Here is a 15898-nt window from a genome sequence, read left to right on the forward strand (position 1 = left end):
TTAATAGTTTTCGCCCAGCTGTCGTACATGTATCTTTATCCATTGCCATGGCAATTTTTATATTTCTTGCCGCTCCCACAAGGACACGGATCATTTCGTCCAACCCGCTCACCATGTACAATTGGCTTTTTCTTCTTTTCTTCTTCATTTGTGCCGCCGCCTGCGACTGCTTGCGTGTTTTTAGCAACTTCTTCACGTTCAATGTTTTCACTTTCAGCCACTTGGGCTTTCATAATATAAGTTGCCACTTCTTCTTCAATTTCAGCAACCATCTGATCGAACATCTGGTAGCCTTCCAATTGATATTCACGAAGCGGGTCGTTTTGGCCATAGGCACGCAAATGAATTCCCTGACGCAACTGGTCCATCTGGTCGATATGATCCATCCATTTTGAGTCGACGGAACGAAGCACGATCACCTTTTCGAATTCACGCATCTGCTCTGGCGTCATTTCTTCTTCTTTCTCATCATAACGCACTTTTACTTTATCCATTAGAAGATCCGTGATTTCTTCAGGCTCTTTGCCTTTCAGTTCATCAACTGTCAGATCACCTTGTTCAAGCAAATTGTTTTCCGCATACTCGACGATTGTATCCAATTCCCAGTTGTCCATGTCTTCATCAGTAGTATGAGCACTGACTTGTCTGGAAATTGCTGAGCGGATCATCCCCTCAACAATTTCACGGAGATTTTCATCAGCTTCAATTACTTCAAAACGCTGCTTGTAAATAATCTCACGCTGTTCACGGAGTACATCATCATAGGAAAGGATTGTCTTACGTGCATCGAAGTTGTTTCCTTCTACACGTTTTTGTGCGGATTCGACAGCACGGGAAACCATTTTGCTCTCAATTGGCTGTGTATCATCCATGCCAAGCTTCTCCATCATTGTCTTCAAGTTGTCAGAACCGAAACGACGCATAAGCTCATCTTCCATGGAGAGATAGAATAATGATTCACCTGGATCTCCCTGACGTCCGGAACGACCACGAAGCTGGTTATCAATACGTCGGGATTCATGACGTTCTGTTCCAATTACACAAAGCCCGCCAAGTTCTTTAACACCTTCACCTAGCTTGATGTCTGTACCGCGGCCAGCCATGTTTGTCGCAATCGTTACAGAACCGCGTTCTCCGGCTTTTTCAATAATTTCGGCTTCACGATAGTGGTTTTTCGCGTTCAATACATCATGTTTAACACCAGCACGTTTCAGCATGTCGCTAATCAGTTCGGAAGTTTCAACTGCAACTGTACCTACAAGAACAGGCTGTCCCTTTTCATTGCGCTCCTTAATCTCTTCAACGACAGCCTGGAATTTACCCGGCATTGATTTATAAATAAGGTCAGCGCGATCATTTCTCGCAATTTCACGGTTCGTCGGAATTGAGATAACATCCATATTATAAATATTACGGAATTCCTCTTCTTCCGTCTTTGCTGTACCAGTCATACCAGCAAGCTTCTTATACATACGGAAATAGTTCTGGAAGGTAATAGAAGCAAGTGTCATGCTTTCATTTTGAATCTGAAGTCCTTCCTTTGCCTCAATAGCCTGATGCAAACCATCACTATAACGACGCCCGGCCATAAGACGTCCAGTGAATTGGTCAACAATTACCACTTCACCGTCCTGTACTACGTAATCGGCATCCCGCAGCATCGCAACATGAGCTTTTAAAGCTTGGTTGATATGATGCGTCAGAGAGACGTGTTCAAGGTCAAATAAGTTCTCGATATGGAAGTAACGTTCAGCTTTATTAATTCCTTCTTCAGTAAGCTGGACACTCTTTGTTTTAACATCATATGTGTAGTCATCTTCTTTACGCAGCAACTTAACAAACGCGTTCGCCCGCTGATAAAGTTCAGCAGATTTCTGAGCTGTACCCGAAATGATAAGCGGCGTTCTCGCTTCATCAATCAAAATCGAGTCGACCTCATCAATAATTGCAAAATTAAGCGGACGCTGAACCATTTGTTCTTTATAAAGGACCATATTATCACGCAGATAATCAAAGCCAAGTTCATTGTTCGTTGTATAAGTAATATCACAATTATATGCTTCAGCTTTGGCTTCACTCGTTAGCTCATTTGCGTTCAAACCAACAGTCAGTCCAAGGAATTCGAATAGTTTACCCATTTCCTTAGAGTCGCGCTCAGCAAGATATTCGTTCACTGTGACAACATGGACACCTTCACCGGACAGCGCATTCAAATATGCAGGCATAGTAGAGGCAAGTGTTTTACCTTCACCTGTCTTCATTTCTGCGATATTGCCCTCATGAAGAGCAATGGCTCCCATGATCTGCACAGGGAAAGGACGCATGCCAAGCACACGTTTTGCTCCTTCTCTTACTGTCGCATAGGCTTCAGGAAGCAGCTTGTCCAACGACTCTCCGTTTATGAAGCGTTCTTTATATTCAGCTGTTTTTTCACGCAGCTGTTCATCTGTAAGTTTTTCAAAATCCGGTTCAAGGGATTCTATATGATCGGTTATTTTGGAAATTTGTTTAAGTTGTCTCTTGTTGCCATCGCCAAAAATCTTTTTTAATAAAGACATGATATGCGCGCTCCTCAATTGGTCATCTGGTCACATACTGAATCTAAATAATCAATAATCAACAGCCTATATGATAACATTTTATCTTTACAGATGACAACTTTGACCCTCTGCTGTGCACTGCAGATAAAAAGCGAAAGAGCCGTTCAGGAGATGAATCGGCTCTGTTCGCTATAAAAGAGGGGGAGTTACGAGGGAGATGAGGGAAGCTTTTCAAGCTATGCTGATCTTAATGGGCAGGAGTGGGAACTGGGGGATGTCCCGCGTGTCTCGCAATTTGCTGTTTCGCCGCGAGATCAGATACTGCCTTGTTTAATGATGCAAGCATATGCAGCAATTGCGTAATCACTTCTTCATGTTGGGAAATTTTCTGTTCCAGTTCAGAACAGATGCATTTCTTCTTATTTTGCAATTGCACATACCTCCTTTGGTCTTGCTGAATTATTTATAACATAGGTAAGACAGCCTGGTCGAATAGCCAAATATTGCATTCGTCACTTTTTCGACATTATACTATCTTTTTCTTATGCGAATTCGACATAAATACAGTCGTAACATGTCGAATTAGCGTCGAATCTATTTTCCAAATTTAATATTCAGAATAGCGTTCACTTCTTTTCGACAAAGAGACGGATTTATTGTAGATTTGAGTATTATTTTCGTGGCCAATGCAAATAAAAAAAGCCTTTCTTGTAAGAAAGGCTTTTTATCAGCATATGAAATTAGCTGGGCTCAATCAGACCATAGCGGCCGTCATTACGACGATACACGATATTCGTGCTGCCATTTTCAGCATTTTCAAAGACGAAGAAAGCATGCCCAAGCAAATCCATTTGCAACACAGCTTCTTCAGAGTCCATTGGCTTTAAATCGAAACGCTTAGTACGTACGATTTCAACACCATCTTGGTCATCCTCTGCAACGACCTGCTCATTCGCTTCCTGTTCCAATTCAGCGAATACAATCTTTGCACTGCCTTGTTGGCGGTTTTTACGATTCACTCTTGTTTTATATTTGCGAATCTGGCGCTCCAGCTTATCAACAGCCAGATCGACAGCTGCATACAGGTCATTATGTCGCACATCGGCGCGCAACAGTAAATCAGTCATTGGAATAGTAATCTCAATACGTTGTTCATCATTAAACACACTCAAGTTCACATGGACATCAGATGTTGGTGTATGGTTGAAATATCTCTCCAGCTTACCAACTTTCTTTTCGATGTAAGTTTTAATTGCGTCGGTTACTTCTACGTTTTCTCCACGAATATTATATCTCATCAAAAATGTCCCCCTTTTCGTCCTTGCCAATCTACTTTCCACAGAGGGTCGGATAACTCCTGCTTTACCTCTTAAATGACCAAGTTTCGTCAGCTTAAGGACCTAAGTTCCATTACACTAATCCATTCCCTTTACATTAGGTACACAAACATTTTATTAGAGAGGTTTTGAAAATATTCCGAGATTATTTCTTGCTGTCAACGTACATACCGTCCATGGACGCTACATGCCTATATGGGTTTTTATATTGTTGTTTAGAACGTTTCTGTTGCTTGAGATCCTTCATTTCCCTTTTTAATTCTTCGAAAAGCTCGGTCATCCTGACTTCAATACGTGTATTCAGTGGAATAAGCTCTTTTCCCATATTTGTTTCTTCTTCAGTGAAGGGAGGCTGAAGTTCTGCCATGAGAACACCGCGTTCTTCAATGAGTTCGGTTGCTTTGCTAATCAGGATATCACGATCGTCTGCATGCTCATCGGAATGAAGGAGTTCATCAAGCTTTTTAGAAACATCCATAATCACTTTAAGGCGATTCATTACACTTCTGCGCCTTGCGCGTAAGTTACCTGACGTGTCTTCTGTATGACCTGCTTCCATGTATCACGAAACTCGACAGCAAGATCCATAACCTCGTCAAGCGCCTCTTCATTATTCTGGATATTCGCTTCAGTCAGACGGTTCAGCATGAAATCATAAAGAGGAGCGAACTGCTTTGAAATCTCTACTTTCGGATCCAGAGTAATCATCAGTTCACGGATGATATTCTGTGCTTTCTGTATATGCGTGTTCTTGCCTTCAATGTGATTAGCAGCCATATCTCTCTTCGCCTGCTTGATGAATTTGATGCAGCCATTATATAGCATCAAAGTAAGTTCGGCACCTGTCGCTGTATTCACTGCGTTGTTTTGATAAGCCTGATGTGGCTTGTTCATGTTCCTCACTCCTTAGAAATCCTCGGCTGTACTACTGCCCGCCGAATTGTGAAAGCATCTGAGCAGACTGCGAATTCAGTTTGTTAATAGCCTTCTCCATTGCATTGAACTGGTTCCAGTAGCGTGTTTCAATTTGGGTAAGTTTTTTCTCAAAATTGGAAATGCGCTTATCTAAATCTTTCATATTTTTACCGATTGTATATTTCTCTGTCGTATCGGAAGGCTTACCTGCACGTTCGTTGATTTGATCTGTAGTGGTCTTAATAGAAGCTCGCAATTTTTTTATAATCCCTGCATCAGTACCTTTTTCATCAGAACCGTTAGCTGTAAATAGTTTCATGACAGCATCCGGATCTTCAGCAAGTGCTTTGCGGAGCTTGTCTTCAGAACCATTTTCCAAGACAATCTTGCCGCCATCCATATAGTTCTTTGAAGTACCGAGGCCAAGGTCGCTAATTGATTTATACTTTCCATCTGTGTTAACCTTCGAGTAAAAATTACCTCGCATGGAGAAGAGCGCATTTGTAATTAGACCTTCGCCCTTAAGCAAACCACTCTTGGCCTTCTCTTCCCATTGTTTAATCTGGTCTTCAGACATTTCCTTCTTTTGCTCATCCGTAAGTGGCTGGAAGTTACGATACTTTGCTTCCTGTTGCGTGCCATTTAACTTTTCTACGACTTCATTATATTTGTTAATGAATTTCATAACATTGTCGAATGCTTTATCGGTATCGTTTGTGACAGAGAGTTTTGCCGGGCCTTCCTTTGTTTCATTTTTGAAATTGAAAGTAATACCATTTAGTTCATAGCTGTTGGTTGGAGAAGTAAGATCAAGCCCATTATTATAAGTGAATACAGCGTCTTCAGCCGCAAAGTATTTTACGGCCGGTGGTTTGTCAGGAATATTGGGATCTACCTCGCGAGATCGCCCAAAACCTAAAATATCATTAAAAAAGTCAGCTCCATCACTATTTTCATATTTGCCGAATGAAATTTCTTCATCTCTATGCTTTCCAGTATAAGTTGTCTCCATTACTATTTGACTTGATTTGTCATCATAAAACGCCCGGATACCAGCGTCTTTATCATTAATTTTTTTTAAAACACTTTTAATTGTGTCCTTTTCAATGTCTATTTCAATTTCAACCGGTTTATCCGGATTATTACCTGTTGTAAATGTTAATTTATTACCTGTGAAATTTAGATCCTTCAATTTTTTATCAATATTAAAATCACTATTTGTAGATTGGTCACTAATGATCATCTCGCCTCTAGCAAGATTTTTCACTTCAATATCATAAGTACCATCTGTCGCACTTGAACTCCCAGTCGCTGTCACAGCACTCTCTTGCGTTGAGCTAACATTTTTTATTTTGTAGCCTGTTGAAAGGCTCATGTCGAAGAGCATTTTATCAAGTTCAGCCAAAGACTTATTAATATCTCTGAACCCATCTCTCTGCCAAGTCAGCTTCTGGTTCTGCTGCTTCATCTTATCAAGTGGCATACGTTCAGCCGTCATTAATTTTTTTACGAGTTCTTCCGTATCAATACCGGATGCGAGTCCGCCAATTTTCATGTTCATTCGCCCCTTTTAAAGCTTTCTGTCCTGGAAGATTCCCATGAATTCAGTCATGGCCGCGTACATATCCAGTACTTTCTTTGAAGGAATCTCCTTCACTACTTCATCTGTTGATTTATCAATGACAACGACATAGTATTCATTCAGCTTTTCATGGAATCTGAATTCTATGTTCGTCTGAAGTGGTTCAGCAATCTCATTGAACCGGTCAACCGCTTTAATGACTTCAGATCGATTTGTACTGTCATCCGCTTGTCTTTCACCTGTACGTTGAGCTGGTGAAACGGGTTGCGGCTGCATTGCCTCATTCGCCGCATTCTGTTTCGCTATCTCCGGTGTGAGTCCTGCCTGTTCAATCCGCATCGTGCCAACTCCTCTTATCTAATTCTACTCACTAATATTATCGGCTTGGCATTATGTAGATTGAACTGTTTTTGGAAAGTTCCTCAACCCTCAGTCTTATTTTTTGATAGAAGCTGTAGGACATTTGCTGGCATATTCGCTGCTGCGCCGTTCTCCTTCTGAATATCAAGGTAAATTTCCTTGCGATGAATATCTACAGACTTTGGAGCATGAATGCCGAGTTTCACTTGCTCCCCTTCAATGGCAATGATCTTAATTTCAATGTCGTCGCCAATTTGAATAGATTCATTCACTTTTCTGCCTAGTACAAGCATTACGCTTCCTCCTTCATGATCGGCGTCTTAGTTACATAATGATCAGTTGTGAGGATATGCTGTTTAGCCAGCTGCTTGTTCACATTTATGAGAAGTGGGGCTTTCAAATTAATTGTGCTCTTCGCAAATGGATCACGAATTGTAACGATACCGTATATCGCCACATCTTCCGGTTGTTCAATTTCAAGTGACTCTTGTACTGCTTCGTCTATCTCCACCTTGTAGCTTTGGTCAAAGTGATAAGGGCTGGCAACGATGAAGGCAAGTTCAGGAGTCTCAGCCGACTGCAATACTTCAAACATTCCGCCATCTGGCAAATTCATGAGGACAAACCGCGTCTCCTCCTGAAAGCCAGGCAATCCATGAGGGAAATGAATTATCTGTTTCTCTTCTATTGTCAGTTCGCCCAAATACTTAGTATGAATTTGCATAATTCCACCCTTTTTCAAAAGTTTGTTTTATTATTTTCCCGGAAAAAGATTTACAAAATCTATATTCAGTTCTGCCTTTTGAAGCATGCCCACTTCAACACGGCCAGGAGTATAGGTCATTTCAGGCTTATTTATCTGTACGTCAATACGCGGTTTCTGAGGGGTCACCTGTATATCCAGGTCTGCCGGTTCATAATTGATTTTCACCGAACCGTAAGATGGGACAAATTTAATTGCCAGTGTCTTCATTGGGGGATTGGCATAATTAACAGCTTGAGAGACGAGTGGATTTCCACCATCTTCAATGCGCATCAGCTCCGTCCCTTCAGCTGCACGTCGACCAATTCCCTCCTGTATTGCCTGCATCCCTTCTTGGGCAAATTTATCATTCCTGCGCAAAATGCTCATCAAGTTCATTTCCTCAAAAGCTTTTGACTGGTCAATTGTCAGTTTTCCAGGCTTTGTATGCATTGTGATTTCCGCATGTGGCTGTTCAATTGATAAATCTGCTTGCGGCTGGCGAATCTCCTGCTTTGCGTTGATGGTTTGCAGAGAAATTTGGCCTAGCTTTGATTCCATTCGTATCTGTGGCAATTGCATATGCTCTCGCCTCCTTATGTACTGTCATGAAAAAAACCTGGACACGCCTCATGCAGGTCCAGGTTCTTTAATTATCTTAGAAAATCGACGAGGGACGGCTGCATGATACGCGCACCTGCAGAAAGCGCTGCTCTATGCATTGTCTCTTGTGTCAGCAGATCCGTAATCGCTTTTTCATAGTCAACGTTTTCGTTTTTGGACATAATGTCCTTCGCTGTTAGCTCTTGTTGAGAGAGTCGGTTTTCGACCAGATCAAGTCGATTCATACGGGCACCCAAGTCGGCACGAGCGTTAACGACCGATTCAATGTTCGTATCTATTTTAGAAATATATTGATCTATATTCGCACTATCAGAACTTTTCAATGCCTGAGAGAAATTATCAATATTCGCAAAGAAATCTCCGCCAAAAACTGTCTGCCCATTAACATTCGCTGTCAATTCAACTCCTGGGGAAATTGGAACTTTAACAGGTTTTTGATCAGCAAAGCCAGCACTTGGCTGTCCATCACTACCAAATGGAGGTACTGTCGTATTCGTTCCATTAAAAATATATTTATCGTTCACCTTTAAGTTGGCAATCGACATCAAGTCTTCTTTAATCTGATCTACTTCTTTAGCAATATTCTCAAGTTCATCTTTACTATTCGTACCGTTGGAAGCTAGTGTTGCAAGCTCCTTAAGACGCTGCAAACCTTGTGTTGCATGGTCCAATGCACCATCCGAGTTATCCATCCACTGATGTACTTCAGCTGCGTTACTGCTGTATTGCTCAGCCTGTACTAGTTGTGACCGGTATCCTAGCCCCTTGATTGCAATGAATGGATCGTCGGAAGGCTTCGTAATTTTCATACCAGTATTCAATTGATCCATATACTTGTTCATGCTATTAAAACTTTTAGTCAAGTTATTCAGCATGTTATTCGTCATCATGCCCTGTGTAATTCGCATTATCGATTACCTCCCTACAAGACCCATACTGTTAATAATTTTATCAAGCAGTTCATCCATAGCAGTCATGCTTCGGGCTGAAGCATTATATGCATGCTGAAACTTTAGTAGATTTGTCATTTCTTCATCAAGGGATACGGCACTGACAGAAAGACGGTCATTTTGAACATTAGCTTGTTGAAGTGCAGTATTTTTTGCATTACGGCCAGCCTCTTGCGTATTAACCGCCAATTCTCCAATAAGTTTCTGGTAATAAGTTTTTACAGAAGTATTAGTACCAAGACCGGATATTGGTTCAGTAATAACATCAGACAATTTGAGCATATTTTGGCCATCGCCTTTATTATTGGCCTCTAGGCTGGCAGCTATCGCATCCGTGTTTTGCAAAATTTCCGAGCTTACGTTAATATCGCTCGCTTTTGTTCCTGTGAAGAAATTGCGGCCTGTTGTACCGTCCAACCCATATCCACTGCTGTGTATCTCATTGAATGCTTTGATAAATTCACTTGCCATTTTATCTAAATCGGAAAGCATTTTTGTGTAGTAATTCTTGTCGCCGTTCTTAATCCCATAATTCTCCGATAGTGCTTTTAATGAACCATCTACTTTATCAATAGGAACGACTGTGTCACCGAATTTTATTTCCGAAATTGAATTATTTTCACCGTCACCGTAAGCTATTGTGAATTTTTTCAATTCGCTATCTGCCTTTGTCATATCGCCTTTAGTTAATAGGCTAAATGCAGGATTAAATGAATTTCCTGTTGCATCCTCCAATTCAATATTGGCAATTCCATCAGCTATATCCAATGAACTGTTGGAGCTCTTTTCATAAGTTACCTTGATATTCACAATTTGAGATAACTGATCAATGAGAACATCGCGCTGATCATAAAGATCATTTGGTAAATAGCCATGTGGTTCAATCTCGCTGATTTGTTTGTTCAATGAGTTGATTTGTCTTAGCAGAGAATTGGCATCTCCAAGTTTTCCACTTGTACCATCAGCGTCACCAATTTGAGTTTTTAGATCTGTGCGGATCCCTTCCAAAGAAGTTGATAGGTATTTGAATGTTTCTGCAACCGCAAGGCCCTTATTAGCCACAACATCACGAGCACCTGAATTCGTAGCATTCGTCGACAACGACTGCAAAGACTTCCAGAAGTCATCGAGCACCTTATTCAACCCATCGCCGCCTGAGATTTCGTTCATAACACTTTCCATACGTGAGAGTGCGTCAGTCTTTGTTGACCAATAAGAAGCACGGCTCGTTTGGGAACGGTATTGTGTATCCAGGAAAGAGTCGCGCATGCGCTGCACAGTTCCTGCCTTAACACCTTGGCCGATCTGGCCTGGCATTTGCGGACGGTTTCGTGATGCAGACGGGTATGGTGAGAGTGTTTCAAAATTGACTCGTTGTCTTGAATAACCTTCTGTATTGACATTGGAAATATTGTGGCCTGTTGTGTAGAGACCCATTTGCTGGGTGAATAGCGCCTGCTTGGCCATCTCCAAACCGTGGAATGTGCTCATGTCGCTGCTCCTTTATGTTTCAAAGTCTTATTTTAGATTAATAGACTGTAATGCATTTCCTGCCCCAAATGAACGCGAGTTACTTTGACAGTCTTATAAATTTATCCGGCATTCAGCTAGGACAAAGAAAAACCCAACTGAATGGGACTTTTCTTTATGCTTTGGAATCGAATACGGAACGGTTGCCGCTTTTTTTATCCTTGCCGCTTCCGTAATTCATTGTATTAATGGAGGGGCTGAGGAGATTGAGAGAGTATTGTATGAATTGCATGGATTGCTCGACAAGCGCTCTGCTTGCCTGCTCCTTGGATTTAAGTTCGGCGAGTTTCTCCGTCAGTTTGACAGCGGCCTTCTCAAATTTCTGCTGGTCAGTCTCTGAATCAAGACTGTCAAGAATAGCTGTCACTGTCACTTCCGGCAGGCCGCGCTCTGTTGCATATCGTTCTGTCGCTTCTGTACGTCGCTTCTCGCTTTGCTGCAGCTTCTGGACAAGCTTGCGTTCCTTAATAAGAACTTGCTGCAAAGCGGGAATATCATTATTGATAATTGTCTGCGCTTTTTCATCTGATGTTGCAATCAGTTCGTCATGTACGTCTGAAAGCTCATCCATTGTACCGATCATCTCTTGCAATGACATATCATTTCATCCCTCGCTTACTGTGGCTTTGTCCAGAAGTCGATCATTTTGCCGGCTGTCTTTTTTAAATCTATCTTATAATTTCCTGATGACACTTCGTCTTTGATTTTCTCCACTCGGGCCGTCCGTTCCGTGTTCGGTTGCTGCTTTTCAAGCATCTTCTGAGCTTCATTGGAAATCTGAAGCTTATCTTCCTTGCCGATACCTGCTGTACTCTTCGGCTGTCGGTGAATCTGATTCTTATAAGGATTAAAATTCGTCTGGTTCGGTCCATGGATTTTCATTTTAACAATCCTCCTTCTTGCGTTTATTCCCTTATTCCACACATATCTATTATTAATATCGGCAAATACTTAGCCGATGTTTAGCACGATTTGCTTGTTCAGTTCTCTCGTTCCTTATCAATTGCATAATAAACTGATTTTGTCTTTTCTGCTTCTTTCAGTGCTTCCGCCTTTTCCGTAATCAGGTCATATTCATTCATATCATCAAGTATCCGTTGACGGCATGAGTTGCAAAGCTTCCCTTCAATTATCGGATTGCCGCACTTTTCACAGCCATAAGTAAGATTCGGAAAATCAGTTGCACGCAGACGCTTTTCTTTAATGAACTTAATGATCAGATCTTCATCAACGTCTGTCGCTTCGACGATTTCGAGAATTGTTGCCTGTCGGTTCTTCCGCACGCTCAGGAATTTATAAACCATTTTAAAAGCCGCTTCTTCTTCTTCATAGCATTTTCTGCAAATATTACGCAAACCTTTTGCGTAAACATCACCGCATCGTACACAGTTCGCCAGTTCCACCTTGGTTCCCCCCCAGAAATCTATTAAATCAATTTATATTAAATTAGCCGCGCACGAGTGTAAGGCTCTCAACACGTGGGCAGCCAGCTCTTTTTAGTACAGCTGCTGCCTTGTGCAGCGTAGCGCCTGTTGTATATATATCATCGACAAGAATGACCGGCTTTTCAACCTTTTCTTCAATGATAAATGGATTCTCTGCAGTAATTCGTTCCCGTCTCGTTTTCTTGGACTGTTTCTCTCCATGCACACGGCGTAGCAGCAGGGCACTTTTCTTAGGGATAAAGCTCGCCAATTGCAAAGCCTGATTGAATCCCCGCTCCGCAAGCCGTTCTTCACTAAGTGGAATTGGGACAACAATCGTTTTTTTCTCTGTGCCCAGCTTTCTGAAGGCATCGTTAATATCTTGCATGAAGCTGAATCCTACTTCGTAATCACCACGGTATTTCCACTGATAAATCATTTCCTTCATATGGCTATTATAAGTGTAAACAGACTGATTGCCATCCAAAAAGGGAGTTCCATTGTTTATTTTCTTCCAATACAAACAATCCTCACACGCCCCCTTGGCTCCAAGCTTACTACACCGCCGACAACAAGGGGCTTTGATCCGCTCCAACTTCCCACTGCAATCTGGACATAAACTTTGGAGCGGAGAAGGGGTAAAAATATTCGACCAGCTAAGCTGCTCCTGATGATCTTCAAGGCAAAAAGTACAAAGCATCAGAATCCCGCCCTTCTGTTCATTTCAGTAATTGACCGGACTGCCTTCATCATTCCCTCTGTTCTACCGTCATGGAAAAAGCAGACTTCCCCGTCCGGGTCGTCCGAACTTCTGCCTGCCCTTCCGGCAATCTGAACTAGAGCCGCTTCATCAAAAACTTCGTGACCAGCATCAATTACCGCCACATCTACAGATGGGAATGTAACGCCTCTTTCCAATATCGTAGTTGTGAGTAATATCCTCGTTTTCTTATTTCTAAAATCAAGAACCTTAGATTCTCTATCGGGATCCTCTGCATGTACACTTTCCAGGTCGGATACTGATGCAATATGTCCTTCATCAATCAGACGCGATACAATTTGCTCTTGCATTTGATCAGCGAGCTTAATAGTCGGCACAAAAATCAAAAGCTGTCGCTGTTTATTTTGGCGTTTCTTGAGCCATTTGAAAAATGTATGTGGCGGCATAAATCTTTTAAGGGATTGTTTTATAAAGAGGGAGTTAACTAATTTTGGAACAGGCAGGGGATTGCCATGAAAACGACAGGGGATGAAATGGTGGGGCAGTTTATTTCTACGAATTCGAGCAATTTGTGAAGGACGCGGAGTGGCAGTCAGATAAATAGTTGTACAAACAGGCTTCTTCACATGGTCGGTAACTTTATGGAGCTGAGGATCATTATGATAAGGAAAAGCGTCCACTTCATCGATGATCAGCACGTCGAAAGCTTGGCGGAAGCGGAGCAGCTGATGTGTTGTTGCAAGGATAAGCTGGCCTGTAGCAGACTTATCAGCGCTTCCTCCATATAGTGCCTGAATTCCCGTCTTCGCAAAGGCAGAACGGAATCTTGGAAGAAGCTCTCTTATAACATCAGCTCTTGGAGAAGCAAGACATACCCTTTTTCCAAGCGTCAGCGCTTTTGCTACTGCTGGGAAAAGCATTTCAGTCTTACCCGCTCCGCAAACTGCCCAAAGCAGCAGCTCTGACTGCTCCTGGGTAATCGCAGCGGCAGCAATGTTCGCTGCTTCCTGCTGCAGAGGCGAAAGCTGTCCATTCCATGTGAGTGGCGAGGATACTTGCTCCCAACGTGGTTGCGAGCCAAGCCATTCATAAAGGGGTTCACATTCCATCATACGGCCCATTTTAATACAGTGACGACAATAGCGATGTTGGCTACCGCATTTCGCACAGGGAATTGTACCGAACTTTGCAGGATGATCATTAAAGCATCGACCACAACAGAGAGATAAAGCACTGCGGACAATTGCCGGTACCGGGTGTAGCAATCCTGCTGAGAGCAACTGTTCAATTTCTGTTTTCGAAAAAGGAATTTCTGAGCGGAGAAGCCGTTTACCGGCAAGATGTTGAGCAAAACGAAGTTCTTGTTCAGAGGCAATATTAAGTGGAGTCATTATTTCTTAAGGCACATCCTTTCAATATTCCTCCGACAGTCTTTTCACTGCCGGAGATCAGATTATTCATTCAAATACCAGCCAATACCCAGGGCCCCTTCACCAAGATGTGTACCGATTACAGGACCGAATGTGCTGAGAATTGTCTCAACCTCTGGAAATTTCTCACTGAATGCCATCTGGAGCTCTTTTACCATCTCCAGAGCATTTGCATGAATAAAGGTAACCTTAGCAAGTTTTCCAGTTGCCGCATCCTCTTCAAGCATTCCCATAATAGTCGCTATTGCTTTTTTGCGGGTACGAATTTTGGCAAACGGCACAATGACTTTATTTTCAACATGAAGGATTGGCTTGACTTGAAGCATGCTGCCGATTAGCGCCTGAGCACTGGATAAACGGCCACCCTTTTGCAGGTTTTTCAAGTCATCGACCATGAAGTAGGCGCGGAGGGTCTTCTTCATTTCTGCAAGCCGAGCACAAATTACATCAGGTGTCTCACCATCCTGTGCCATTTTCGCTGCTTCCAATACGTAGAATCCTTGAGCCATACAGCTGATTTCGGAATCAAAGCCGAACACTTCCAATTCCTCTACCATAGTGCCTGCGCTTAAGACAGACTGATAGGTTCCGCTAATACCACTCGACAAATGGATGCAAATGCATGCATCGTGTTCTTTCGAAATTTCTTCCAATGTCTCTACAATGAGACCGATTGGGGGCTGTGACGTCTTAGGCAGCTCCGGTGTGCTCCTCATCTTCTCATAAAAAGCTTCTGTTGATAAATCGAGACCTTCACGATACGTTTCACTCTCAAAATTGACACTGAGCGGTACCGTATAAATATTATATTGTTCCAGTAAATTGTCTGGTATGTACGCTGTCGAATCTGTCAGGACTGCAGTTTTCATCCTAACCGCTCCTTTCAATAATTCAGGCAAAAATCAAGGCCCGGGGGCATGCCTCCCGGGCCTGTACATTACTTCATTTCAACCCAGCCTTTTTTAATTGCTGTGACAACGGCCTGAGTCCGGTCTTTAACATTCATTTTCTGTAAGATGTTACTAACATGGTTCTTGACTGTCTTTTCACTAATCTCAAGAGATTCAGCAACTGCACGGTTGCTTTTACCTTCAGCAAGCAGCTGTAGCACTTGGCACTCGCGTTTTGTCAAAACGTGCAAAGGTTTCTCAAAGTCTGGAATCCCGCCTTCTTCCCGATCATTAATATGAGCAAGTTTGCGGTATTCGCTGACGATATTATGCGTTACCTTCGGATGGAGATAGGAGCCGCCTTCTGATACGACGCGAATCGCTTCAACTAGTGCATCTGAATCCATTTCCTTGAGAAGGTAGCCTTGAGCACCGGTACGAAGGGCACGCATGACATAATGCTCATCGTCATGGATGGAAAGGATAATTACATTCGTATCCGGGTAGTGAGCAATAAGTTCACCAGTCGCTTCAACACCGTTCATTTCCGGCATGTTAATATCCATTAGTACGACGTCCGGCTTATGTTGAGCTACAAGTTCACGAGCCATCGATCCGTCATCGCCTTCTGCGACTACACGGAATCCCGGTTCGAATTCAAGAATCCGTTTAACCCCTTCTCTGAAAAGTTTATGGTCGTCTATTAGTACAATATCAATATCTTTAATCGAGTCCACGATAGATTCTCCCTTAGCTACATGTTTTTTAACGAACTTGCGACATAATCATTCAGATTCACTTGTCCATTTCTTATTATCGTCATAAAGTCTATCACATTTAATAGGGATTTGGG

General features: G+C 42.4%; 19 protein-coding genes. All 19 read right to left on the minus strand.

Features of this window, described 5'->3' with window-relative positions:
* Positions 1-35: 35 nt before the first annotated feature.
* The 19 genes from secA to QR721_RS10145 all read right to left on the minus strand — a co-directional run bounded on the left by secA (position 36) and on the right by QR721_RS10145 (position 15782).
* Positions 36-2561, minus strand: coding sequence for a preprotein translocase subunit SecA (secA, locus tag QR721_RS10055; RefSeq protein ID WP_348029829.1), 2526 nt, complete (start codon positions 2559-2561; stop codon positions 36-38).
* A gap of 226 nt (positions 2562-2787) precedes the next feature.
* On the minus strand, positions 2788-2970 hold the full coding sequence (locus QR721_RS10060; protein WP_348026531.1) for a hypothetical protein: 183 nt from the start codon (positions 2968-2970) through the stop codon (positions 2788-2790).
* A gap of 310 nt (positions 2971-3280) precedes the next feature.
* Positions 3281-3838, minus strand: a complete 558-nt coding sequence (hpf, locus tag QR721_RS10065) for a ribosome hibernation-promoting factor, HPF/YfiA family (RefSeq protein ID WP_348026532.1) — start codon at positions 3836-3838, stop codon at positions 3281-3283.
* Positions 3839-4022: 184 nt separating this feature from the next.
* A complete protein-coding gene (fliT, locus tag QR721_RS10070; protein WP_348026534.1) occupies positions 4023-4376 on the minus strand; it encodes a flagellar protein FliT in 354 nt (117 codons plus the stop codon).
* On the minus strand, positions 4376-4771 hold the full coding sequence (fliS, locus tag QR721_RS10075; RefSeq protein WP_348026535.1) for a flagellar export chaperone FliS: 396 nt from the start codon (positions 4769-4771) through the stop codon (positions 4376-4378). Before fliS ends, fliT begins: the two co-directional genes overlap by 1 nt.
* Before the next feature lie 31 nt (positions 4772-4802).
* Positions 4803-6347, minus strand: a complete 1545-nt coding sequence (locus QR721_RS10080) for a flagellar hook-associated protein 2 (RefSeq protein WP_348026537.1) — start codon at positions 6345-6347, stop codon at positions 4803-4805.
* 15 nt (positions 6348-6362) lie between these two features.
* Positions 6363-6713, minus strand: coding sequence for a flagellar protein FlaG (flaG, locus tag QR721_RS10085; protein WP_348026539.1), 351 nt, complete (start codon positions 6711-6713; stop codon positions 6363-6365).
* Positions 6714-6796: 83 nt separating this feature from the next.
* A complete protein-coding gene (csrA, locus tag QR721_RS10090; protein WP_348026543.1) occupies positions 6797-7027 on the minus strand; it encodes a carbon storage regulator CsrA in 231 nt (76 codons plus the stop codon).
* Complete coding sequence (gene fliW / locus QR721_RS10095; protein WP_348026545.1) at positions 7027-7458, minus strand: flagellar assembly protein FliW; 432 nt, start codon at positions 7456-7458, stop codon at positions 7027-7029. Before fliW ends, csrA begins: the two co-directional genes overlap by 1 nt.
* A gap of 30 nt (positions 7459-7488) precedes the next feature.
* Positions 7489-8058, minus strand: coding sequence for a DUF6470 family protein (locus QR721_RS10100; protein WP_348026547.1), 570 nt, complete (start codon positions 8056-8058; stop codon positions 7489-7491).
* Positions 8059-8129: 71 nt separating this feature from the next.
* On the minus strand, positions 8130-9008 hold the full coding sequence (gene flgL, locus QR721_RS10105) for a flagellar hook-associated protein FlgL (protein ID WP_348026549.1): 879 nt from the start codon (positions 9006-9008) through the stop codon (positions 8130-8132).
* 6 nt (positions 9009-9014) lie between these two features.
* A complete protein-coding gene (gene flgK / locus QR721_RS10110) occupies positions 9015-10541 on the minus strand; it encodes a flagellar hook-associated protein FlgK (RefSeq protein WP_348026551.1) in 1527 nt (508 codons plus the stop codon).
* Between the two features lie 154 nt (positions 10542-10695).
* The gene (locus QR721_RS10115) at positions 10696-11178 is read right to left on the minus strand and encodes a flagellar protein FlgN (RefSeq protein ID WP_348026553.1); all 483 of its coding nucleotides are present in this window, start codon (positions 11176-11178) and stop codon (positions 10696-10698) included.
* Positions 11179-11195: 17 nt separating this feature from the next.
* Complete coding sequence (flgM, locus tag QR721_RS10120) at positions 11196-11462, minus strand: flagellar biosynthesis anti-sigma factor FlgM (protein WP_348026555.1); 267 nt, start codon at positions 11460-11462, stop codon at positions 11196-11198.
* 98 nt (positions 11463-11560) lie between these two features.
* Entirely contained in the window at positions 11561-11983 is a 423-nt protein-coding gene (locus tag QR721_RS10125) for a TIGR03826 family flagellar region protein (protein ID WP_348026557.1), read from the minus strand.
* A 43-nt stretch (positions 11984-12026) separates the two neighbouring features.
* Entirely contained in the window at positions 12027-12491 is a 465-nt protein-coding gene (locus tag QR721_RS10130) for a ComF family protein (protein ID WP_348026559.1), read from the minus strand.
* 212 nt (positions 12492-12703) lie between these two features.
* Positions 12704-14116, minus strand: a complete 1413-nt coding sequence (locus QR721_RS10135; RefSeq protein ID WP_348026561.1) for an ATP-dependent helicase ComFA — start codon at positions 14114-14116, stop codon at positions 12704-12706.
* 62 nt (positions 14117-14178) lie between these two features.
* The gene (locus QR721_RS10140) at positions 14179-15024 is read right to left on the minus strand and encodes a DegV family protein (RefSeq protein ID WP_348026563.1); all 846 of its coding nucleotides are present in this window, start codon (positions 15022-15024) and stop codon (positions 14179-14181) included.
* A 68-nt stretch (positions 15025-15092) separates the two neighbouring features.
* Complete coding sequence (locus QR721_RS10145) at positions 15093-15782, minus strand: response regulator (protein ID WP_348026565.1); 690 nt, start codon at positions 15780-15782, stop codon at positions 15093-15095.
* Positions 15783-15898 lie beyond the last annotated feature (116 nt).

The organism is Aciduricibacillus chroicocephali (assembly GCF_030762805.1).
Classification (GTDB): domain Bacteria; phylum Bacillota; class Bacilli; order Bacillales; family Amphibacillaceae; genus Aciduricibacillus; species Aciduricibacillus chroicocephali.